A 24,081-nucleotide genomic window follows, 5' to 3' on the forward strand; every position below is an offset into this window, starting at 1 on the left:
CGGGCGGTCCGCCTCCCGACGCCGCGCGACGGGCTGGCCAACGGGCGTGCAGATCTGCTCTGTTACGGTGTTGCGGCTCTTGTCTACACCGGCCACGGCGACCTCGCGTGGCCAGGAGCGATCTCGAGGTGGCAGCGAACATGCGCAGATCCCCGCGGAACGACGCCGGCCTCCCCCGTGGCTCACGGACCTGGGAGCCATGAGCGACGTCGACGTCCGGCTCGCCTGCGGGCCGCTCGGTGAGTGCGTCGTGCTGGAGCTCGCGGGGCGCGAGGCCATGGACGCCCTCTCGTCCTGGGAGGTGCGCGTCGCCGTCCCCGGCGAGGTGGATCTCGCGGCGCTCCTCCGCGCCCCGGCGACGCTCGCGCTCGTCGACCCCGCCGAGGGCTCCGAGCGGCTCGTCCGCCTCCTCGTCGTCGAGGCGAGCTGCGATCTCCGCCGCGGCCGGGAGCGGATCTACGCGCTCCGCCTCTCGGATCCGCCATGGCTCCTCACGCTGCGCGGCGGCTACCGGGTCTTCCTCGAGAAGACGACCGAGCAGATCGTGGCCGAGGTGCTGGCGGGCGCGGGCATCCCCGCGGCGGCGATCGCGCCGCGGCTCGCGGGCGCGTACCCGGTGCGGCCCCAGTGCGTCCAGTACGCCGAGGCGGAGTGGGCGTTCATCGAGCGCCTGCTGGCCGACGAGGGGATCTCGTACTGGTTCGACACGACGGCCGAGGGCGAGCACCGCATCGTCCTCGGCGACGGCAGCGGCTCGCACGACGGGATCGAGGGCGGCGCGGCGCTCCCCTACGCCGGGGCCCGCGGGGCGAAGCTCGGCGCGCGCGCCCTCTCGTCGCTCGAGTGGGAGGAGCAGGCCGTGGCCGATCGGGTCACGGTGCGTGACTTCGACGTGCGGCACCCGGACGTCTACGTCGACGGCCACGCCGGCGAGGGCGAGCTCGCGTGGCTCGAGGTCCCGGCCGGCGTCCCCACGGCCGAGGCCGCGAAGGCGCGGGCCAGGCGGCGGCTGGAGCAGCTGCAGCGCGACAAGGTCGCCGTCACGGGGGAGAGCGACTGCATCCGCCTCGGGCCAGGGCGCCTCGTGGAGATCACGGGCGCGGGCGCGGACCTCTTCGAGCAGCGGATGCTCGTCGCCGAGCTCTCCCACCGCTACGCGCGGCCGAGCCGCGACGGCGGCGCGGCCACGCCCTACGGAAACCGGATCGCGCTCAGGCCGACGAAGGCCGCGGACGGCGGAGATCACCCGCCCTTCCGGCCCGCGATCCGCCCGGCGCCCGCGGTGGAGCACATCGACGGCGCGGTGATCACGGGGCCGCCCGGCGAGGAGATCCACGTCGACGATCTCGGCCGGATCAAGCTGCGCTTCCTCTGGGATCGCTCCGGGATCGCCGACGACCGCGCATCGCACTGGATCCGCTGCCTCCAGCACCCGCTCGGCGCCTCGATGTTCCTGCCCCGCGTCGGCTGGGAGGTCCACGTCGGCTACCTCGACGGCTCGCCGGATCGCCCCTTCGTCCTCGGCCGCGCCTACAACGCGACCGCCGTCGCGCCGTTCCCGCTCCCCGCGGCGTCGGCGACGACCGCGCTCCAGTCGTGGACCACGCCGAGGAGCGGCGAGACCCAGGGGATCACGATGGTCGACGACGCGGGCGCGGAGGCGCTCTCGATCCACGCCTCGCGGGATCTCTCGGTCAAGGTCGGCGGCCCGGAGGCGACGCGGATCGACGGCGACGACGCGCAGGTCGTCGGCCTGTCGCTCACCAGCAACGTGCTCGGGAGCCACGCCGCGCGCGTCGGGGCGACCCAGCGCGTCGACGTGGGGCAGGAGATGCTCCTCTCGGTCGAGGGGGCGAGCTCCGAGCTCGTCGGCGGGGTGGAGCTCGTCGACGTCACCGGCAACCGCGCCGTGCTGGCCAGCGGGTCGTGCGTCGAGGTCGTGGGCGGCGGCTACGCGCTGCTCTGCAACCAGTCCAACGTCAACGTGAGCGGCGGCTGCGCCCGGGTGGTGCTCGGGACGACGTCGATCGCGAGCGGCCTCGGCGTCACGGAGTCGGTCGCGGGGGCGCGCACCTACGCCTGCCGCGGCTCCCGGACGATCCGCTGCAGCAGCTACGCCGAGTCGATCAACGGCGGCAAGCGGAGCCAGGCGGGCGCGGTGCACGAGCGGGCCGCGGGGAACGTCGGCCTCAAGGCATCGATGGGCACGATCACGGCCGGGAAGGTCTCGATCGGCGCGGGCGGGAAGGTCTCGATCAGCGCGCCGGTGGTGACGATCCAGGCCAGCGGCAGCATCGCGGCGGGCACGATGACGCTGGGCGGCGGCAAGCTGAAGACGACCGGCGGCGTCACCCACGTGGACGGCGGCACGACCCGGCGCGCCAGCGGAAAGGCGGGCAAGTGAGCGAGCGACCCATCCTGCTCGAGATCCCCGGCGTGGACGCCGAGCTCCGCGTCCACGCGTGCCAGGTCGAGGAGCGCGCCTGCGCCCCGACGGTGGCCCACGCGCGCTGCGCCGCCTTCGTGGGCGGCGAGCCCGCCGAGCTCGCGGCGCTCGATCTGATCGGGCGCGCCGCGACGCTCACGCTGCGCTTCCACGGCGTCGAGCGGCGCTTCGCGCTCGCGGTGGAGGCCGTCGAGGAGCGCGACGCCCACGCGCGTGTGACCCTCGCCTCGCCGGTCGCCCGGCTCGACGGGACGCGCGACTACCGGGTCTTCGTCGACGAGAGCGCCACCGAGATCGCGGCGCGCGTCCTCGGCGATCACGGCGTCCGCCTCGACCTCCGCGCCCGCCGCGCGGCGGCGAAGCGGCCCCACTGCGCGCAGGTCTTCGAGAGCGACCTCGGCTTCTGCGCCCGCCTCCTCGCCGAGGAGGGCATGAGCTGGTTCCCGGACGAGGGCGATCCCGCGCTCCTCCACGTCGCGGACGCGCCCGAGACGTTCCTCGACACGGGCGCGGCGATCCCGTGGCGCGACGAGGCCGGGCTCGTCCCCGGGCGAGCCCTGTACGCGGCGCGGGTCCGGAGGCGGGTGGCGGTCGAGAAGGTCGCGCTCAAGGCGTACGATTTCACCCGGCCGATGCTCGATCTGAGCGGCGCCTCGGGCGAGGGCGCGCTCGAGTGGTACGAGGTCCCGGGCGGCCTCGACGATCCGGGCGCGGGCCGCGAGCTCGCGGCGATCCGCCTCGCCGAGCGCCGGGCCGGGGCGACCTCGCTCGAGGGCGAGGCCACGGCGCCGGAGCTCCGCGCCGGCGAGATCGTCGAGGTGACCGACCCGCCCGAGGAGCTCGGCGACGCGCGCTGGCTCGTGCTCGCCGTCGTGCACGAGGCGAGGGCGCAGGGGGGTCCGGAGGAGCTCGCTTACCGCGCTCGCTTCGAGGCGGTCCCGGCGCGCGACGGCTTCCGCCCGGCGCGCCGGGCCCCCGAGCCTCGCGGCGGCGCCGGGACCGCGGTGGTCACCGGGCCGCCGGGCAAGGAGATCGCCCTCGACGAGCACGGCCGCAGCCGCCTCCGGCTCCGCTGGGATCGCCAGGGCACGTGCGAGACGTGCGATACGTGCGAGACGTCAGATAACCGGAGCTCCGGCTTCGCCCGCGTGACCCAGCCGCAGCTCTCGGGCGCGATGCTGAACCCGCGGGTCGGCTGGGAGGAGCTCGTCGGCTTCAGCGACCGGGGCGGGGAGATCCCGGTGATCCTCGGCCGGTTGTACAACGCCGTCCAGGCGCCGCCGGCCGCGCTGCCCGCGAAGAAGGTCGAGACCCGCCTCGGCACGCGGGCGACCCCCGGCGGCTCGGGCGGCAGCGGCGTCGGGATCAGCGACGAGGCCGGGAACGAGCGCCTCGGGCTCGACACGTCGGGCGACTACCGGGAGCGGACCGAGAACGACAAGCGGACCGAGATCGCCGGGCGCTCCGAGCGCGTGGTCGGCGGTGCCCGGACGGTCGAGGTCAAGGAGCGGCGGGTCGAGAAGGTGGCGGGCGCGCTGTCGCTCGAGGTGGGCGGCGAGCGCAAGGTGGCGGTCGACTCGAACTACGGGCTGAAGGCGGCCTCCGAGGCGATCACCGTGGGGGGCGCCCGCGTGATCCGCGCCGGCGGCGACTACCTCACCGTGACGCCGAGCTTCGTCCGGATGGTGGGCGGCGCGAAGCAGGAGGTCGGCGTCGAGCACCAGAGCGTCTTCGCCAAGGGCGCCTCGACGCTGCTCGTCGGCGGCTCGGTGAGCACCACCGCCGGCCCGTCGGAGTCGGTGGGCGTGGCCGGCGCGGCGATCGTGAAGGTCTCGGGCGCGCAGACCATCGACGCCGGCTCCTACGGCCTCACCGTGCGGGGGCTCTACGCCGAGAGCTTCGGCTCGCGCAGCGTCGCCGCGGGAGGCGACGTCGCGGAGAGCTTCGGCAAGGTCACGACCACCTCGCGAGGCGCCGCCGACATCGCCGGCGCCGAGATCGCCGTCGAGGCGGCAGCGAAGCTCACGATCAAGGCGCAGGGGGTGACGATCACCATGACCCCCGGCTCCATCACCATCTCGGGCAAGCTCGAGGGCCCGACGTCGAGCGTCGAGGAAGGGGTTCATCACTATGGCTAGGTCGCGCACGGTCCAGCAATCGAACGCCCGCCCCGCGCGGGGCGAGGCGAAGCCCCTCGGCCCCGGGTTCCACCCGGGAATCGTGGAGATGATCGCCGCGCGCGGCGAGGAGAAGAGCGACGCGCGCCCCGCGTTCCAGGTGCGCTCGAGCGACGGGCGCCGGCTCCTCGCGACGCTCGCCGCCGGCGTCTCGCCCGCGTTCATCGAGGAGTGCATGCGCGAGGTCCGCACCGTCGTGCTCGCGGACGCGCCCGGGGGCGTCGCCATCCTGGGCGCGCTCCAGACGGCCTCGGCGCCGGCGCCGGACGCGCACGGGACGCTGGCGCTCGACGCCCGCCACCTCCGGCTGCGCGCCAGGGAGACGCTGGAGCTCGAGGTGCCGGGATCGAGCCTCCGGATCGAGCCCGGCGGCGCGGTGCGGATCGAGGGCGACCGGCTGGTGATCGACATGGCGGCGCTCGTGCGGATCTTCTCGGCGCGGGTGGAGCTGCCGTGAGCGGCGTCGCGCTGACGATCGAGGGCGATCCGGATCTCTCGCCGTGGCGCGTCCGCGGCGCGGAGCGGCTCGGGGAGGCCTCGGCGTTCGAGATCGATCTCCATGGCCCGAGGGACGCGCTCGTCGCGCCCGGGAGCGTGCTCCGCAAGGCGGGGCGGCTCGCCCTGGACGCCCCCACGGGGAGCAGGACGTTCCTCGGCGTCGTCACCCGGTTCGCCGTGATCGCGAGCGATCACGAGCACCTGCGGGCTTACCGGCTCACGCTCGCGTCGCGCTTCGCCTTGCTCGCGCTCACCCGGAGGGCGCGCACGTTCCAGGAGATGACCGCGCCGGAGATCGTCGAGCAGGTGGCGCGAGGGGGCGGCTACAGGGCCGTGCGCAAGCGGCTCGCGGCGTCCTACCCGAAGCGCCGCTACGTCGTGCAGTACCAGGAGAGCGACGCGGCGTTCGTCCGGCGGATCTGCGAGGAGCACGGGCTGTATTTCCGGTTCGAGGACGACGGCGAGGGCGAGGTGTTCGTCCTCGAGGACGACTCCGCCTCCGCCGAGGACGCCTACCCGGGCGGCGTCGCGCTGGTCACCCGCAGCACGCTGGACGAGCCGGGGCCCGTCGCGGTGGACGCGGCGCGGCGGCTCCGGCGCGCGGCCGGCAAGGTCGTCCTCCGCGATCACAGCCCCGATCAGCCCCGACTCTCGCTCGAGGCCGAGGCCTCGGGGGGCGTCGAGGCGGAGCGGGACGTGGAGGTCTACGAGGCGCCCGGCGGCTTCGCCTCGCCGGCGGAGGGCGCGGCGCGCGCGCGGATCCGGCTCGAGTCGCTGCGCGCCGAGGCCGCGCGCCTGTCGTTCGACAGCAACGCGCTGGCGCTCTCGCCCGGCGCGCGCTGCCGCCTCGTGGAGGCGCCGGACCACCACGGCGTCGTCCAGGCGGCGGGCGACTGCGTGGTGACCGACGTCGCGCTGCGCTGGGACGCGGGCGACGGGGTCTTCCGCGCCAGCGTCGGGGCGATTCCGGCGAGCGTGCCCTTCCGCCTGCCGAAGGTCACGCCGAGGCCGCGCATCGCCGGGGTGCAGTCGGCCTGGGTCACCGGGGAGCGCGGGCAGGAGATCCACCCCGACGCGCTCGGCCGCGTCCACCTCCGCTTCCACTGGGATCTGCACGGCGAGGGCGACCAGCGGAGCAGCCTGCCCGTGCGGGTGGCGCAGCCGCATCTGCCGGATCCGATGCTCCTGCCGCGCGTGGGCTGGGAGGTCTTCGTGATGTTCGAGGACGGCGATCCGGATCGCCCCGTGGTGCTCGGGCGCTCGTACAACGAGAAGCAGCGGCCGCCCCTCGCGCTGCCCGCGAACAAGACGGTGACGTCGATCGCGACCGACAGCTCGCCCGGCGGGGGGGCGCGGACGGCGATCCAGATGGACGACGCGGCCGGCCGCGAGCACGTCCTCGTGCACGCGCCCTTCGCCAAGGAGACGACGGTCGGGGGGGACCACGAGGCGCAGACGCTGAAGAACGAGGATCTCCAGGTCGGCGCCGCCCTGCAGGCCGAGGTCGGGGGCGACGAGTCGACCTCGGTGCACCTCGGGTACATCGGCGGCTACGGCTCCCGGAGCGTGACGGTGGGCGGCGCGCAGCGCCAGAGCGCGGGGGGCAACTTCGTGAGCGAGGTGGGCGCCGAGACGGCGGTGGTGGGGGGGATGCTCGTGGAGCAGGCCGGCAACCCCGTGAAGGGCGCGGCCAACCTCGCCGCGTCCGCGCTGCTGTCGAAGGTGAGCGCACGGGGCGCCGCCGGGCAGATCGCGGCGTCGGCGATGGGCGCGTCGCGCGCGGCCTACGAGGGCTACCAGGCGAAGGGCGCGGAGGGCGCGCTCGCCGCGATCAAGGACAGCGCGGCGGGCAGCGCGATGTCGCTGCTGCCGGGGGGCGAGGCGATCCTTGCGGCGGTGAAGGGGTCGTCGAGCCCGATGCCGTGGGATCACGGCCGGCCCGCGCAGGGCGAGGCGGCGCCGGGCGGCGGGGCCGCGGGGGCGAGCGGCGCGGGCGGCGGGCCGGCGGGCCCCGGCCCGGGCCACCGCAGCGTCGTCGCGAGCGGCTCGTACACCGAGGCGGTGGGCGCCCTCTACACGCTGACCACGCCGGGCCCCGTCTCGTGGGTGACCGCCGGCCCCGCGACGACCGTGATCAACGGGAGCCACACGAGCAGCGCGGCGAGCGCCGGCCTCACGGTGGGCGGCGGCCTCGGCGAGTGGCTCGGCTCGCTGAACATCGGCAGCCGGGGGGCGATCACCCGGAGCGTCGCGGGGGCCATGACCTCGGACGTGAAGGGCGCGCTGAAGATCAGCGCGGGCGGCTCGTACACGCTCACCGCGAAGAGCGCGCTGACGCTCGAGGTGAGCGGGAACCTGAAGCTCGGCGGTAGCCCGATCACCTTCCGGTGCGGCGCGTCCGAGATCTCGGCGACGCCGGCGGGCGTCACGATCAAGTCCCCCTCGATCACCATCACCGGGAGCTCGAAGCAGTCGGGCTCGCTCACGCACCGATGAAGCTCACCGTGCTCGGCCTCGGCCTGGTCTCGCCCGCCGGCGCCTCGGCGCGCGATCACGTCTTCTTCCCGCGCGCCGGGGCGCCGCCGCCCCCGCCGTCGCCGTTCGTCGGGCCCGACGGGCGCCGGCTCGACGCGCGTTACTGCCCCTGGATCAGGCCCTCGCAGGCCGACGCGGGCCGCCTCCTCGCGCTCGCGCGGGGCGCCGTGGCCGAGGCCCTCGCTGTGGTGCCCGCGGACGAGGCGGCGGGGATCCCGAGGTTCGTCGTGACGCCGGCGCCACGGCCGGGGTTGCCCGAGGGAGCGCTCTCGGAGCTGGCGCGCGCGCTCGGCCCCGCGGCGCAGCGCTTCGCCGGGGCGGCGGGCGCGTTCGCGGCGCTGGCGCGGATCGCCGAGCTGCTCGCGGGCGGCGCGGGCGGCGCCGCGCTCCTCGTCGGCGTCGACTCGTACGCCGGGGTGGACGCGCTCGCCGAGCGGCGGCGGAGACCGGAGAGCCCGTGGCTGCTCGCGCCGCCGCCGCCGTCGGAGGGCGCGGGGGCGCTGCTCGTGGCCTCCGCGGAGCAGGCGTCGCGGTGGGGGGCGGCGGCCGTGGGAGAGATCGTCGCGAGCCGGCACGCGCCGGGGCGCGCGACCGACGAGGACGACGAGCCCGTCGACGCGGTGGCGATGACCGCGCTCCTGCGCGGCTTGCCCGCCGCTGCCGGGCCGATCCAGGCCGTCTTCGGGCAGGGGCGTGCTGGCGCGCTCCGGTGCCGAGAGTGGCAGTTCACGACGGCGCGGTGCGCGGAGCGGCTCTCGCCGAGTTATTTCGATCGCTGCCTCGAGGCGGAGATCGGCGAGCTCGGCGCCGCGGCGGGCGTGATGGGCCTCGCGTGTGCGTTCGCGACGCTCCGGCACGGCGCGGCGCCGGCCGAGGCCGGGAGGTCGTTCGTGGCCTGGGCGATCTCCCGCGATGGCACCCGCGGGATCGCGCTCGGGGCCGCGGCGCGCACGGGAGCGGGCAAGGTCGCGGCGGGAGCGGAGGGGGCGCTTCCGGTGATGATGCCGCTCTCGGGGGCGGTGATCGCGCGGCAGGTGGAGCGCGAGGCGTTCGTCCCGCCGCCGGTCGAGGCGGAGGAGCCGGGAGACGAGGCGTGGCTCGAGGAGGGCGCCGGGGAGGTGGGCGCGGCGGCGGCGACCATCGGGGCGGCGACCGTCGCGGCGGCGGCCGTCGCGGCGGCGAACGACGTGGCGCCGGCGCTCCCGGAGCTGCCGCGCGAGAGCGCGCCCGCGCCGGCGGTGCGGCTCGATGCGGGGCGCGTGACCGAGGTCACGCTGGCGGGGTTCTACGCGTCGGTCGTCGATCACTGCGCGGAGCTCGTGGCCGCGCTCGCTCGGGATCGCGTCGAGGGGCGGCGCTCGTGGCTGCCGGAGGCGGAGCCGCGGATGCTCCGGCAGATCGACGCGATCGTGGCCGCGGGGCCGCGGGCCCTGATCGAGGTCGCCGCGTTCTGGGAGCGCTGGATGGACGACCCGTGGAAGTCGTTCGCGGGCGCGATCTCGCTCGCCGCCTTCGCGGGGGACGACGCGCTCGCCGCGATCCACCGGGCGGCGCACCTGCTCCCGCAGGACGCCGAGGATCACGCGATCGCCGTGGCCGAGGCGCTCGCGCTGGTCGAGCGGCCCGGGCTCGCGGGGCTGGCGCGGGCGCTGTCGGCGTCGGCGCACCCGATCGCGCGGGCTGCCGGCGTGAACCTGCGCTCGATGCGCGGCGAGCTGCCGGTCGAAGGGATCGGCGCCGCGCTCGCCGACGAGCACGGCGCGGTGATGCGCGCCGGGATCTGGGCCTGTGAGCGGCTGCCGCCGGCGCAGCGTGCGCGCTTCGTCGAGCGCTTGCGGGAGCTCTGCGGCGAGGCGTCCGCCGGTGTGGCGTGGTCGGCGGCGAGGATGCTGGTGATCGGCGGCGAGGTGGAGCTCGTGCGGGACGAGGCGCTGAGCGCGCGGCTCGGATTGTACGCGACGGAGCTGTTCGCGCTGGCCGGCGAGCCGGCCGACTGGCCCCGGCTCGAGAGCCTTCTCGGCCGCCATCGGCCGACGCGCGCGGCGCTCTCCGCCGTGGCGCGCTTCGGCTGCCCGGCGAGCGCCGGGTGGATGATCCAGCGGCTCGACGACGAGGCGCTCGCGGACGATGCGGCGGAAGCGCTGCGCACGCTGTTCGGGCCGGTCGTCGAGGAGGCGCGGGAGCTGGAGGCCGGGGCGTGGCGGGAGGCGATCGCGGCGCAGCGGCTCGATCCGAGAGGGCGCTACCGCGGGGGGCGAGCGCTCTCGACCGCGGTGGCGGCGGAGGAGTGCGCGTCGGGGAGGCTGTCGCGCATCGCGGTGGAGGCGCGGGTCGACGAGCTGCGCGCTCGGCTGCGGCTGCCCGATGCGGTCGACGTGAGCGGCTTCTGGGCGAGGGCGGAGGCGAACCTGGCGGCGTTCCTGAAGGTGGCGCGGAGCCGGAGCTGAGGGGCGGGGGCGAGCGGGAGAGGGAGAAATCGCCGTGGCGACGATCAATTACAAATATATTGCGACGACGCGGAGCAATCACTTCTGTCCTGGCTTCGTGCCGGCCCTGAGCCATGCGCCGCCAGTGCCTCCCATCGGTCCGGTGCCAACCCCGTTCGTATATATCGCGCTCTCAGCAACGGCGACGGGTACCGACGAGCGGTTCCAGATCGGGGGCGCGCCGGTGCTCGTTCACGGCAGCGCGATGGGTCTGCAAGCGCCAGGTAACTTGCCTTGCAGCGCAACCGGCGGCGACGTCGTTACACACTTCGTGAACGGGGGGTGCTCCGTCGACACCTCGTCGTCGAGGGTGATGGCTGCCGGCCATGGAATCGCATGCACCGGCGATCTGGTGAAGCTCAACGTAGCAGCGACGAAAGGGGAGATCGAACGCATCAAGCACGGCATAAGCCAGATCGACGGAGTGCTCCTGGCGGCGGACACTGTCCAGGTCACCACGTCCAACAACACCACCACGAACGTACACTTGGTGCTCGATCCGATCTCCGTTGCATCGGGCGCCACCGTCGACGAGAAAATGGATGTCTCGATCCCGGGACTCATTCCGGTCGAGTGGAAGCGCATCTACAGCTCCGCACGCAACTGCGAGAATACCCCGCTAGGGCGCTGTGGCTGGACGCATACGTATCACCAGTGGATCGAGATCGAAGGCGGCGTGCTGCGCCTCCGCGACGCGGACGGGGCGACAGTAACCCTGCACGACACGAAGCCACGTGAGCCGGCCTTCCACCGCGGCAGGCGCCTCGTGATCACCCGCGACCTCCGGGGTGGTGCCACGGTCTTCTCACTCGATACGCGCCTCACCCGCACCTTTGTCCCGACCGGCGGCGGCCGCGCATTCCTCCGGGAGATCAGCGATGAATCCGGGCACAAGATCGTCCTCGAGTACGAGGCGGAGCGGCTCGCCCGGCTCGTCGATACCGCGCGTCGCACGATCGCCCTCACGCATGACGGCGACGGCCACATCGTGCGCCTCGAGGTCTTCCCCACGAGCAGCGGGGGGCGCGCATCCGTCTACACCGTCGCGTTCGCATACAGTGATGGCGGGGAGCTCGTGCGAGTGACCGATCCGCTCGGCCACGCAGAAGCGTACGGCTACGACGAGCAGCGCCGCCTGAATCGCAAGACGCTGCCGACCGGCCTTTCGTTTCATTACCTCTACGATCCCGAGACGGGCCGCTGCATCCGATCCTGGGGCGACGGCGATCTACACGCCGGCGACCTCACCTACGATCTCGACCGAGGGGTCACGCACCTCACCGGGAATCCCGAGCCCCGCGTCTTCACGTGGCGGCCCGAAGATGGCTCGGTGGTACGCGAGGCCTCGACCGACGGCCTTTCCGCACGCGATCTCGAGTTCGACGCCGACGGCCTGCTCCTCAAGACGAAGAACGCGGCCGGCGACACTCTGGTGTTCACCCGCGACGGGCGGGGCAACGTCACGCGCATCACCGATCCTCTCGGCCGGGCCATCGACCTCGAGTACTCGGACGATCTCCTGGTACGGCGCCGCGCCAACGGCCTGACCACCGAGTACGAATACGACATTCAACACCGGCTCACCTCGGTGAAATACGCGCCTGGCGCCTTCCTCACGCTGACATACGACGAACAGGGACGCCTCGCAGCGGTATACGGGCCGGACGGGCTCTGCACCGGCTTCGCCTACGACGAGCAGCACAACGTCATCGAGGAGCGCACGCCTCGCGGCGGGGCGCGTCGCTGGCGCCACGACGCGCTCGGCCGGCCCGTGGCGTACACCGATCCCCTCGGCCGGGTCACGCGTCGCGAACTCGACGCCGTCGGACAGCCGCTCGCCGTCTACCTACCCGACGGGACCTCACTGCGCTTCGAGCACGACGCGCTCGGACGCCTCACCCGCCGCACCGATGCGCTCGGGCGCATCGAGACCTTCCATTACGCAGGCTTGAAATCGCCGATCGAGGTAATCCAGCCTGACGGCTCGATCTGGTCCTTGTCGTACGACCTCAACGAGCGCCTCCAGCAGGTGAAGAACCCCAAGGGGGATACCTTCGATCTCCGCTATGATCGCGCCGGCAACCTCCGCGAATACCGCTCGTATGACGGCCGGCTCTGTCGCGCTCAGCACGGCAAGAACGGCCGCCTGGCCCGGGTAGAGAGCCCCGACGGCACCTTCCGCGCGCTCCGGTACGACGGGGCGGGGGGGCTGGTCGCGGAGGAGACGCCACACGGAGCCGTGAAGGTCGAGACGCCCGAAGATCTCGCTGTCGAGTACATCTACGAGGATCCTGCAGGGGAGGCCCGCCTGCGCGTCCAGCGCGATGCGCTCGGCCGCGTGGTCGCCGAGACGCAAAACGGCCGGACCATTCGCTACGCGTATGATGCACAGCACCGCTGCACCGCGCGCATCCTCCCGACAGGGCATGTGACCCGCTACGCCTACGACGAGGAAGGTCACGTCTCGTCGCTCGATCACGACGGCTACCGCGTGGAGATTCAGCGCGATCTCGCCGGCTCGGTGGTCCGCAAGATATTCGCGAGCGCGGGCGTGGAAGCGCGGCGCGAGGTCGACCCGATGGCGCGCCCAACCCGGGACTGGGTCGGCAGCGCTAAGCGCACGCTCGTGGATCGCTACTATGCCCGCGACGCATCCGGCACGCTCGTGGAGCGCAATGATCTGCGTTGGGGCCTCACGCGTTACCGACACGATCGGCTCGGGATGCTGCTCGAGGCGATCTCTCCGCAAGGTCGCGAGTCCTTCACGTACGACGCTGGAGGCTCGCTGAAACCCGCGGGCTCGGGTTGGGAGACCGGGCCGGGCGGCATCTTGCTCCGGACCGAGCAGTCCGCCTATGCCTACGACGCCGGGAACCGACGGATCCACGAGACGCGCTCAGATGGCGAGACGGAGTACCTCTGGGACTGCCGCGGCCAGCTCCGCGAAGTCCGGCGCCCCGACGGAACGCGTATTCGCTTCTCCTACGATGCGTTCAGCCGCCGCATCAAAAAGGAGGTCGTCCCACCCTCCGCCCCGAGCGCGCTCGATCCCGCAGGAGCGCCGAAGCCCCGCGTGGTCGAGTACCTGTGGGACGGCCTCTGCCTCGCGGCCGAGATCGACTCCGAGCGCGGCACGCGCATCTTCGTGCACGAGCCTGGGACGATGTGCCCACTCCTCCAACAGGAGGGCGCGGCCATCTACGCGGTTATCACCGATCACATCGGCACCCCGACCGAGCTCATCGGGTCGGATGGGGAGGTCGCGTGGTCGGCACGCCACTCGGTTTTCGGCATCGTCCTGGAGACCATGCAACCCACCGGCGGCGCGCCCGTGATGTCGCCGTTCCGCCTGCTCGGCCAGTACCACGACGAAGAGACTGGACTCTGCTATGTCCGCTATCGCTACTTCGATCCACAGACGGCGCGCTTCCTGAGCCCCGATCCAATCGAACTTTTCGGCGGCCGCAACCTGTTCGCCTTTGACGGAAGCCCCACCACCCACGCCGATCCGTTGGGCCTATCCTGTGTCATCATCGGCAATCCTTTGCACGACAGCGGCGCCCGTATGGCTATGCTTTACATCAAGCCGAACCCGGACATTTATCGAGTCATGGTCCACGGGACGCCCGACCACGTGGAGGCGGATGACGTGAACGGGATGAGTGCGGCTTTCGCGCCATCCCAGCTCGTGGCCATGATCAAAGCCGCCGACAACTACCACAACGCGCGCCTTATCAGCCTCAACTCGTGCAACACGGGGCGTACGCACAACGGCGTCGCCCAGCAGGTCTCCGCCGCTTTGCCCAACCGGGACATCCGTGCCCCGAACGATATGGTCTGGGGGGATGGTCATCGCGTCGCTCCACCCATCGGGGTCATCAACAGCGTACAATGGAGGCCTACCGCCAAGGAAGTGAGCGAGGCCAAATATGACGAAACGCGCCTCGGGCGGTGGAACTTTTGGCGCTCAGGCGTCCCCGCCGGCGAGGACCGAAATCGGTACCAGCCGCTGGGGAACACGCAGCCTCTGAACGTGTCCCCACCGAATCATGGGCTACCCGTCCGAGAGCCACCGTCGAGCTAAACCCGCGCTTGAACCAGAGCTGACATTCGAGCACGAATGACCTTCAGGCTTGCGCCAGGAGGCCCCCCCGCGCTCGGGCAACTGGCGACGCCCGTTCAACAGAGCCTGGCACTACTGCGGGAAGTCGGACGAGCGAGCGAACCGCCATGACGCGAACGGCGCCCCAAAACCAGGGAGATAGGAGGGAACAATGTCGAGACAGCACTTTCTCTCCCCTTGGTGGCCTTGGTAGCATGGCGGCTTATCTGCCGATCCAGGGCAGCTCTCTGCAGTAGTGCTAGAGCGACAAACGGGCTGAAACCCCGGGAAAGAGCAGGAATTTGAACCACCAAGCGCGCCAAGGACGCCAAGATTGTGTTTTATTCTGCGCGTCCTTGGCGCCTTGGCGGTTCGTTTCTCGCTCGATCAACGTGATCGGCTTCCTAGATGCGCGCATGATAGAGGATCGCGTCGTGCATACCGGAGGTGCTGAACTCGAGAGCGAGCCACAGCTCACCCCCCTCGCCGCTCTTGAAGTCATACATGGAGGGAAAGCACCTGTTCGCATAGAAGAAGACGGGCATGGGCTCCCAGACCTCTTGTCGCACAAGCCGATACATGGAGAACAAGGACGAGCAGTCCAATGAAATGATGACAAAATCGCCAGAAGGCGTGCTCATCAATCTAGTCCACGTAGGATGGGTTGGCAGAGGGGGCAGTGGGTGCCATACCCCCTGGTCGCGATAGGCGCAAAACGGCTCCCCGGATTTCATTCTGCCATAGACAACCAACTCGCAGGGTGAATGACCAAACTCCAGCGAGACCCATGTCTCGTCCATATCGGGCGGCAACACGACCCTCTCCGGCTTGCACTCTCCGCGCGGGAACATCCACCACCCAGGCGCAAAATGGGGAGACCGCTGGATCTCGAGGAGAACGTCGCCGGCCTTCGTTACCCGACACCGGGATACGCTCAAGAAGTCCGGGACGAGGCCTTCGGCGAGCACTGGAGGGATGGGTCGGTCCGAACCATCCACCCATCTGAGCTCGCCGTCGACGCTCCCGGCGAGCACCCCATCCGCCCAACCACGGGCCCACGCGATGTCCGGCTGCTCGACCCATTGGCCACGCTCCTCGTTCCAGCGGACCATCCCTTCCCTCGGATAGGGCGTCTTGTGCGATAATGCCCATCCCACCTGAGTCGAGGTCCACGCGGAGTCAGGCCACCGGCCATCGATGGAGCGAATGTACTCTGTAGCGAACGGCGGCGAGTACTCCCCCTTGGCGTTCGGCGGCCCGACGACCTCCGTCTTCCGCAAGTCAAGCAGCTGCCCGCCTTGGGCCCGCGCGATGTAGGGCCCGGTAGACGCGACAATCGTTCCCTGGAGCTGGTGCAAGCGGATGGGCTGCGGCGATGATGCGATGGCCCTGAACATACCGTGCTCGACCCCTTCTCCATTCGATCGCGCTCTCCCTCACCGCTTCGCGCGAACCCGCTCTCCCGCCTCGACCAGCGCCCGCATCCACTTCATCCGCAGCCCGGGCTCCGTCGCGAACCTCGCCTGCCACGCCGCGTCCTCGGCGCCCTTCGCCTCGCGAGTGAGCCCGTAGCGAGCGATCGTCGCCGTCGCCGTCGCCGGGCTCGCCGCGATCTCGGCGAGCATCGCAGCGTAATCCTCCAGCGAGAGCCGGGGCCCTTGGGCAGCAGGCGGGGGCGCGCCGCCGCCCGACGATGGAGCGTCCGGTGGCCCGGCGAACGGAAGCGCCGGCTTCGCGGCCTCGAACATCACTGGCGCCGTCCCGACGCCGGGCGTCCCGGCAATCGACTCCTCCAACGCCCCTTCACGCAACGGCGGCAGCCCCGCAGCCGGCAGCCCGGAGCGCGGCGTGTCCCGCTCCCCCACGCGCGACCCAAACGGCAGCGCCGGCCGGCTCGGCGCCGGGAACACCGGCGCCGTCTCGGCGATCTCCTTCTGCGCGAGCACCGGCTTCGGGAGCTCCGGCGCGGCCAGCGACGGCGGAAGCACGGGCCCCGATCTCGCCGCCGGCGCAGGCGGCTCCGCCCTCTCCGCGCCCCCCGGCTGCTTCACGAACGGCAAGATCAGCTTCGATAAATCCCGCGGCAAATCCGCCGTCTCGCCCCGCACCGCCACCACCGCCCGCCCCTTCTTCACGGCCGCCGCCGCGCCGCCACGCAGCCTCCGCATCGACGCCCTCAGCACGGGCGCCTCCGGCCGCACCTCCGGCACCGGCCCGGGCGCGGCGGCGAGGATCGCCGTCGCCTCGGCGCGCACGCCCCCCTCCGCCACGATCCGCTCCTGCCAGGCGCGCAGCAGCCGGAACACGTCGCCCTCCCCGAGCCCGCGCGCCTCGAGGAACCCGAGCGGATCCTCCGACGCCGTGAACGCGCGGAAGAAATCGAGCCAGGCGCGCAGGTCCGTGTCGAGCGGAGGCACCTTGCGCTCCACGTGCGCCTGCGCCGCAAGGCGGTGCTCGTCGCACGCCGCGAGCAGCGCCCCGTCCCCCATCGCGCTCTCGGCGAGGCGCGCGGACCAGGCCTCCTCCGCCGGCGGCCAGGCTCCGAGGGCGATCGCGACGTGCTCCAGGCTCGCCTCGAGCGAGACGCCCTCCGCCGTGTACGCCAGCACCGCCGCATAGGCCGAGAGCGGCACACCCGCGATCTCGGGATCCACGGGCTCCCCAGCGCCGCCCGCCGCGTCACCCATCGCCGCGCACCACGACCTCGCGCAGCACCCGCCGGCCCCTGCCTATCGGGAAGACGGCGCGCGCCACGAGCTCCACCCGCCGCGCCTCGGGCTGGATCAGCACCGTGTCGATCGGCGGCCGCACGACCACGCGCTCCCCCGTGTCGTAACGCGCGCTCGCCACCACCGGAAACCCCGGTAGCGCGAAGACGACCGGCTCGAGCGACATGCCGACGATGCCCACCGGATCCCCGGGCGCGAGGTGCTCCTCGAACTGGAGCGAAGGGTGGGCGACGTTGCCAAAGCGGATGTCCTGATCCTCCGGCGGGAGCGGCATCCGCGTCGCCTTCCACCGCTCGTCGAACGTGCCAGCGTGCTCGAGGCGCGGCGACCAGTGCATCATGATCGCGCCGAAGCCCACCGGCGCATGGCGATCCGACGCAGAGGCGTGGGGCCGCTCCGGGTGCTCGATCTGCGGAGCTTGCGTGTCCACGAGGTCCGCCGCGCTCCTCGCCGCGCCGACGCCGGACGGGTTCCGGAGATCGACCACCGAGAGATCCTCCGACATGCCGCCATACGCCCGCTCGTAGACGATCGGCACCCGCTCGAACGGCGCAGCAGGCCCGATCCCGACGCCGAGGACGCCCTTGAAGAAGAAGCGCTGCCCGTGGACGCGCAGGGGCGTCAGCCGCTGCCTGACCCGCACCGCGACGTCGAGCACCCTCACCTTCTCGGGGGCGATCGCGTCGCCGGTCACCACCACGTCCGTGCCCAGCTTGGCGACGCCGAGATCCGACGGGAAACGGAGGCTGCTCCGCGGACTCTCGGGCTCCCAGGGCTCGTCGGCGACACGGACCGGCGCGGGGTCATCGGCGAGCCGCGCGCCCCCGCTCCTATCGACGACGAACGTGGCCTTGACGATGGCGACCAGGACATCGTTGCCCTCGCGATCGAGGAGCGGCACCGGCTGGACGGCGAAGGGGGTCTGGTTCGCGATGCTCACGGACGAGGATCCAACGGGTGGTCTTGCATCCTATACGCAGGCACGCCGCGATCCCCGAAGATCGCTTCAGGCAAGCCCGCGCTCAGCGCCCGGTCATGTAGAACGTGCCGAGGCACATCTCGTCGGTCGTGCCCTCTCCCCAGACGACATCCCCGGGGACCCGCGGCTGTCCGTCGATGATCGGCTGCTTCTCGGGCGTGTTGTCCCAGTGGCACTCGATCGACAGCTTGTCGCCCGGCTCGAGCACCTTGGGCTCGGCGAGCTTGTAGTTTCCCTGCCAGTGGAAGTCCCAGCGCGGGATATCGAGCACACACTCCGAGCCGCCGCCCGCGCGCTCGATCTCGAGGCGCGCGCGCGTGCCGAGCGTGTGCATGTGGAGGCCCACCCAGTGGATCTCGATCGGCTCGCTGCCCGCGAGCGCCCGCGAGGGATCGGCCCCCCAGCGGTGGACGACGTCGCTCTCCAGGGCAGGGATCAGCATGGAGTCGCCGGTGAGCCAGGCCGGGTTCGCCCACGGCTGCATCGTGCCCTCCCGCTCGACCGAGCTCTCCAGCGTCACGTCGATCGCGGTGCGATCCGGCAGCTTGCCCGCCGCCAGCGTGTTGTAGTGGACCTGCATGATCAGCCTGGAGCCAGGCTCGATCCGGGTGCCCGCGCCCTGCGGGAAGATCATGCTCCCGCCGCCGGGCACCCAGCCGCCGAGCCAGCGCGGCTTGAGCCCAGGGCCGCCGTAGCAGGGATAACCCGGGCCCGGGTCGGCCGCGTCGAGGGCGTCGAGCTCGGCGAGCTGGTCCGGCGCCGCGATGAAGGCGATCACGTGGTGGACGACGCGCTGCTCGCCGGGCCTGATCCCGAAGCCGGTGACGTACCGCACGGCATCCTCCGGCCAGTCGATCACGAAGCAGCGGTACTCGTCGGGCCCCGTCTGCGGGGTGTACTCGACCGGCATCTCGAGCGTCCGGTCCACACGAGCGAGCGCGGCGCTCGCCGGCGGGTCGATCGGCGGGCCCTCGTCCGCCGGATCGCCCACGGCCGCGCCGCCGTCGACCCACGCGGCGATGGTCTGGATCTGCTGCTCGGACAGGGAACGGTCGCCCACGTACTCGGCGCAGCGGTTGTCGGCCGGCCAGGGGGGCATCGTGCGCTCGACGACGGCCCGCTTGATGGGCGCGGCCCAGGACGCCGCGGTCTCGTGGCCCTCGAGCGAGAACGGCGCGACGCCGCCGTCGCTGTGGCACCCCGCGCACCGCGCGTCGAAGATGGGTTTGACGTCCCGGTAGTACGAGACGGCGGCCTGGACGCCGCCGCCCGCCGCGGCCCCGGCGTCATCGCCGCCGCAGGCAGAGAGGACGGCCAGCGCCGCCGCAAGCCATGCCCATGAGCCCGTGGTCCCCGCGCACCTCGTCATAAAACACCTGCCTCGTGTCAGCGGCGCTCGTTGCCCCCGCCGCTCGCGGGCTCGCGCCGGAGGAAGAACGCGATGACCTCGGTGAGCTCATCACGCGCGGCCACGAGGAGCACCGTGGCGCCCCCCGCGACGACGGACGAGCCGCGCGGCGCCTCGACGCGGCCATCCGGGCGGTAGACGCCGGCGAAGACGCACGACGAAGGGAAGCTGGCGCTGCCCGCGATGGTGCTCACCGTGCGGCCCGCGATCACCGAGTCGACCGGGACGTCGAGCTCGAACGCGACCGACTCGCCGGCGCCGAGCACCATGGCGTGGCGGACGCCCGGGTGCTCGATGGCGGTGGCCATCGCGCCGATGAAGACGTCGATCTCGGAGAGGATCTGGTCCACGCCCGCGCGGACGTACACGCTCCGGTAGGCGGGGTCCCGCATGCGCACCATGACGCGCTTGGCCCCCCCGGCCTGCGCGAGGAGCGCCACCGCGAGGTTGTCGGCGTCGCGGCGGAGCATCGCCACCACCACGTCGGCGCGCGCCACCTCGGCCTCCTGGAGGAGCCCGGCGTCGGTCGCGTCGCCCACGAGCGAGACGAGGCCGTGCCGCTCGAACGCGCTGTTGGCGATCGACTCGTCGCGATCGACGGTCGTCACGTCGTGGCCCATCTTCGCGAGGTGGACCGCGACGCTGAGCCCCGCGCGCCCGGCGCCCGCGATGAGAACGCGCATGTCAGCTCTCTCCTTCGTGCTCGTGAGGGTTCGCGCCGGGCGCCGCATGTCCGCCGGGGAGCTCGACCATGGCCCTGTCGATCCGGTTCACGTGGGCGTGCGCGGTGTCGGCGGCGATGAGGCCGCGCCTCGCCGCGTCGAGCACCGCCGCCTTCTGCGCCGAGAGGAGGGCGAGATCGGTGAGGTGGTCGCGGACCACCTCGCCCTGCGGCGTCTGGAGCGCCACCTCCGCGTGGATGACCTGCCGCTGGAACGCGGCGCGGCGCTCGGCGTGCTCCTTGCGGGACACGAGGCCCGCCGCGAGCAGATCGTCGAGCTCGGACTGGCCGCGCCGCGCCGCGATGAGCGTGGCCTTCGCGGCGTCGAGCGCGCTGTCCGCCGTCGGGATCGCGACCCGCAGGAACTTGAGCAGCCGAGCGAACGGCAGCGCCTGCGCGACCAGCGTGACGAAGGTCACGCCGAAGACGATCGTGATCAGGCGGTCGCGGTACGGCAGGCCGCTCGGGAGGCTGAGGACCGCCGCCATCGACAGCGCGCCCTTGATGTTGCCGACCAGCATCACGTGCTGCCAGCGGAAGGGCACGAGCTCGCCCGTGAGCGCCCGGAGCACGCCGAAGCAGCCGTAGACGGCCACCGCCCTGCCCCCGTGCAGGGCGATCAGCGCGAGGCCGATGGACGCCGCCTCGCGCACGAGCATGTCCGCCTGGATCTGCATGCCGACGAGCTCGAAGAGCACCACGTTGAGGCAGAAGCCGCTCGTCTCCCAGAAGCCCTGGAGCGCGAGCACGCGCGAGGGCTCGAGGATGCGGCGCGCGGCCTTGCCGACGATCACCCCGAGGACCACGACGGCGATGACCGGCGAGGCGTGGAGCCGCTCGGCGAGCAGGGCCGTGGCGAAGACGAGCACGATGGAGGCGAGGATCGCGGTCAGGTGATCCGGCGTGCGGCGGAGGAGGGACGCGCCGACGGCGCCGAACGCGCCCCCGACGGCCGCGCCGCCGACCATGGCCAGGGCGAGCGCGCGGAAGGTCTCGGCGCCGTCGAAGGTGCCGCTCGCGAGGACCTGCGACGCGAGCACCACGAGCACGAGCGCCGTGCCGTCGTTGAAGAGGCTCTCGCCTTCCATGATGGCCGCGAGCCGGTGCGGCACGCGGACGCTGCGGAAGGCGAGCAGCACGCTCACGGTGTCGGTGATCGAGAGCAGCGCGCCGAGGAGGAGCGCCGCCGCGAACGGGAGCGCGAGCAGCTGCGTCGCCACCGCGGCGGTGCCGAGCAGCGAGATGAGCACGCCCGGCACGGCGAGCGCGAGGATCGGCCGGCTCGCGCTCCTCAGGCTGTCCGCGTCGGCGAACAGGGCGCCCTCGAACACGAGCACCGGGAGGAACGCGATGAGGATGACCTCCGGGTCCATCGGCGCCTTCGGGAGCACGTCGACGACGACGAGCAGCAGCCCCACGAGCACGAGCGCGACGTTGTAGGGAATCGCGATGCGCTTCGCCCCAATCGCGACCGCCGAGCCGACGGCCAGGACGAGGAGCAAGCTCTCGAGCCGCTCCCTCATGAGGCACCTCGCGGCCGCGGCACGAGCCCGAGGGGGGGCGCCCGCGGCGGGCGCGTCGCGATGTGCACGGGGTCTGCGAGAGAGCTCACCGTGGATCCTGCGCTACATGATCGCCTCCGGAATCGCAAGACGCGAGAGGCATCGCCGGGCGGCCGAGCGAGAGGCGCGCGGCCTCGCGTGCGCGCGCCTGCGCGCCTCTCGCTCGGCCGCCAGGGAAGAGGTGCGATATCGATAGATCACATCACACGACATCGACGACGGCACCACTTCCTCGTCGTGGAGCAATCCCCGCATCTTGCTCACCTTTCTTGGCGGGAATTTTGAGCAGGGAGACGGGGAGATCGGTTGGATTCTCCTCCCCGCCTCCCGGTGAATTCGTGAGGTCGCGGGCGGCCCGATCGACAATCCGCATGATCGCCCGGAGGTCGCGGGCCAGCGAGAGGCCCTGCACGACGCTGATGAGGCGCTCGCAAGGATGGAGTCGTCGGAAACTCGGGTCCGAGTCAGCGAGTCACTCGTGGCCTTCGGGTTCCATTCGGCAGGTCTCTAGCAACGCGCGCTGGCGCGCACGACAAGGCGAGCGCGACGCGTTAAACGACCTCCGCCAGCGCACGTCACCGCCAGTGTCCGCGCGTCCGCCTCGCGCTCGGCGGCCATGCAGCGGCGGCCGCTCTCCCTCTCCACGCGGCGAGCTCCAGGCCGACCTCTCGGCGGATGTACGTGCGCCCCCCGAGCGCCGCGCCGGGCCTCGATCCGCCGCGGCGCGTCTAGCGATGAGGCTGGCGTCTCGGCGCCCTCAAATGATATCACCACGTTACGGTTCGCCATGGTGCCAGGCTCGATGACCCCAGCGCCGAGAATCCGAGCAGCATCCCACCTCTTCACACCCGGTGTCGTGACGGCGCCCACAGCGCGTTTGTTCACCCACCGTGAGAAGCCTGGGGCTGGCGCGCCGAGGGTCGTCGCTTCTGGCCTCCTGCAAGGATTCAATGGACGACAGGCTCGCTTCGCTCTCGTGTAAGACACTGCTCGACGGCACACCCACACCGCTGGCGTTGCTCTCCAGCGCGGGGGAGGTGGTGGCGTGCAACGCGGCCTGGGAGCGCTGCGTTGGCCCGTCCGGGCGGCTCCTCGAGCGCGTTCACGAGGACGATCGGGGCGAGCTGTCAGCCCGGATCACCGGCGTGCTCGCCGCCGCGGGCAGCGCCTCCGCCGCGGCGCGCGTCGTGGGCGCCCGCGGGGAGAGCGTCCCGCTGCACTGGACGCTGTGGCGAGCCGACGACACGGCGCTCTGGGCCGCCGTGAAGCCCGATCGCCGGGAGTGGGAGGACCAGGCGCGCATCCTCGTCGACGTGTTCCAGACGATGGATGCGATCGTCTGGTGGTGCGATCGGGCAGGCACGCTCCGTGTCTCCGACGGCAACGGGCTCGAGAGCATGGGGCTCAAGCGACATCAGCTCGTCGGAATGAACATGTTCGATCTCTACGGCGCGGACGCGGAGATCATGGGCCTGTGCAAGCGCGTCCTCGAGGGGGAGCCGGTCCGCACGGACACCGTGGCCGGGGGCGTGCACTGGATCGTGCACTACGCGCCCCGCCGGGACGATGACGGCGAGATCGTGGGCGTCCAGACGTTCGGCATCAACCTGGCCGACGATGTCAGGCTCGCCGTCAAGGGAGAGCTGCTCCGCGCTTGCATCGACAGCATGCCCATCGCCATCCTGGCGTTCGACAGGGCCGGCCTCTGCGTGATCGCGCAGGGCGGGGCGCTCGCGCAGATCGGTTGTACGGAGCGAGGCGAGCTGGGCAAGCACATGCGCGAGCTGTGCGGCGACACCGAGGACGTGCGCGCGGCCTTCGAGCACGCCCTCTCCGGGGAGATCGCGCAGGTCGAGCAGGTCCGGCGAGACAGGATCTGGCGGACGAGGTTCGTTCCGCAGAAGGACGTCCTCGGGGAGACGACCGGCGTCGGCGCCATCTGCGAGGACATCACGCAGCAGCTCCGCGTCGAGCAGCAGCTGCGGGAGCAGCTGCGGCTCACGCAGGATCAGCAGGAGTCGATCGCGCGGCTGTCGAGCCCCATCATCGAGGTCTGGCAGGACGTGCTCATCGTCCCCTTGATCGGCTCGGTCGACGCGGATCGCGCGGCGATGGTGATGGAGTCGCTGCTCGCGAGCGTGGTGGAGAAGCAATCCGCCTTCGCCATCCTCGACCTCACCGGGCTCGACTCGGTCGACACGACGACGGCGCAGCACCTCATCAAGATCATCAATGGATTGACGCTGCTCGGCTGCAAGGGCGTGGTCACCGGCATTCGCCCGCCGGTCGCGCAGACGATGGTCGGCCTCGGCTTCGATCTCTCGCAGGTCAAGACGCTGCGCAGCCTGAAGGAAGCGCTGCGCTGGTGCATGGGCGCGCGTCGCCGCTGAGGCGAGGCGCCGCGCCGTGTGGAGCGCGGCTGGGGCGCCGCGCCGGCC

Annotated in this window: 13 protein-coding genes; 7 read left to right on the forward strand and 6 right to left on the reverse strand. The window is 72.1% G+C overall.

Annotated elements, in window-relative coordinates:
• Window positions 1–199: 199 nt before the first annotated feature.
• Genes WMF34_RS37870 through WMF34_RS37895 form a run of 6 tightly spaced genes read left to right on the forward strand, consistent with a single transcriptional unit; the run spans window position 200 to window position 14,226 of the window.
• Window positions 200–2,404, forward strand: a complete 2,205-nt coding sequence (locus WMF34_RS37870; RefSeq protein ID WP_437990840.1) for a type VI secretion system Vgr family protein — start codon at window positions 200–202, stop codon at window positions 2,402–2,404.
• A complete protein-coding gene (locus WMF34_RS37875) occupies window positions 2,401–4,584 on the forward strand; it encodes a type VI secretion system Vgr family protein (protein WP_012240064.1) in 2,184 nt (727 codons plus the stop codon). Before WMF34_RS37870 ends, WMF34_RS37875 begins: the two co-directional genes overlap by 4 nt.
• Window positions 4,577–5,080: a hypothetical protein gene (locus WMF34_RS37880; protein WP_437990841.1), complete on the forward strand. Its 504-nt coding sequence runs from the start codon at window positions 4,577–4,579 to the stop codon at window positions 5,078–5,080. The genes WMF34_RS37875 and WMF34_RS37880 overlap by 8 nt, the downstream gene beginning before the upstream one ends.
• Window positions 5,077–7,617, forward strand: coding sequence for a type VI secretion system Vgr family protein (locus WMF34_RS37885; RefSeq protein WP_437990842.1), 2,541 nt, complete (start codon window positions 5,077–5,079; stop codon window positions 7,615–7,617). The genes WMF34_RS37880 and WMF34_RS37885 overlap by 4 nt, the downstream gene beginning before the upstream one ends.
• A complete protein-coding gene (locus WMF34_RS37890) occupies window positions 7,614–10,103 on the forward strand; it encodes a hypothetical protein (RefSeq protein WP_437990843.1) in 2,490 nt (829 codons plus the stop codon). Before WMF34_RS37885 ends, WMF34_RS37890 begins: the two co-directional genes overlap by 4 nt.
• A gap of 34 nt (window positions 10,104–10,137) precedes the next feature.
• The gene (locus WMF34_RS37895) at window positions 10,138–14,226 is read left to right on the forward strand and encodes an RHS repeat-associated core domain-containing protein (RefSeq protein ID WP_437990844.1); all 4,089 of its coding nucleotides are present in this window, start codon (window positions 10,138–10,140) and stop codon (window positions 14,224–14,226) included.
• A gap of 422 nt (window positions 14,227–14,648) precedes the next feature.
• On the opposite strand, the gene WMF34_RS37900 is transcribed toward WMF34_RS37895, so the two are convergent.
• From WMF34_RS37900 to WMF34_RS37925, 6 genes are all read right to left on the reverse strand, one after another.
• Entirely contained in the window at window positions 14,649–14,813 is a 165-nt protein-coding gene (locus tag WMF34_RS37900; protein WP_437990845.1) for a hypothetical protein, read from the reverse strand.
• Window positions 14,814–15,680: 867 nt separating this feature from the next.
• Window positions 15,681–16,931 (reverse strand): hypothetical protein, encoded by a 1,251-nt coding sequence (locus tag WMF34_RS37905; protein WP_437990846.1) that lies wholly within the window; start codon window positions 16,929–16,931, stop codon window positions 15,681–15,683.
• The gene (locus WMF34_RS37910; protein WP_012240072.1) at window positions 16,924–17,913 is read right to left on the reverse strand and encodes a DUF2169 family type VI secretion system accessory protein; all 990 of its coding nucleotides are present in this window, start codon (window positions 17,911–17,913) and stop codon (window positions 16,924–16,926) included. Before WMF34_RS37910 ends, WMF34_RS37905 begins: the two co-directional genes overlap by 8 nt.
• Before the next feature lie 82 nt (window positions 17,914–17,995).
• On the reverse strand, window positions 17,996–19,321 hold the full coding sequence (locus WMF34_RS37915; RefSeq protein ID WP_437990847.1) for a monooxygenase: 1,326 nt from the start codon (window positions 19,319–19,321) through the stop codon (window positions 17,996–17,998).
• A gap of 17 nt (window positions 19,322–19,338) precedes the next feature.
• Window positions 19,339–20,043, reverse strand: a complete 705-nt coding sequence (locus WMF34_RS37920; protein WP_012240074.1) for a potassium channel family protein — start codon at window positions 20,041–20,043, stop codon at window positions 19,339–19,341.
• A gap of 1 nt (window position 20,044) precedes the next feature.
• The gene (locus WMF34_RS37925; RefSeq protein ID WP_437990848.1) at window positions 20,045–21,604 is read right to left on the reverse strand and encodes a cation:proton antiporter; all 1,560 of its coding nucleotides are present in this window, start codon (window positions 21,602–21,604) and stop codon (window positions 20,045–20,047) included.
• Window positions 21,605–22,593: 989 nt separating this feature from the next.
• Here WMF34_RS37925 and WMF34_RS37930 point away from each other — a divergent pair.
• A complete protein-coding gene (locus tag WMF34_RS37930) occupies window positions 22,594–24,033 on the forward strand; it encodes a PAS domain-containing protein (protein WP_437990849.1) in 1,440 nt (479 codons plus the stop codon).
• Window positions 24,034–24,081: the final 48 nt, after the last annotated feature.

Source organism: Sorangium sp. So ce145, from assembly GCF_051525985.1.
Classification (GTDB): Bacteria; Myxococcota_A; Polyangia; order Polyangiales; family Polyangiaceae; genus Sorangium; species Sorangium cellulosum_B.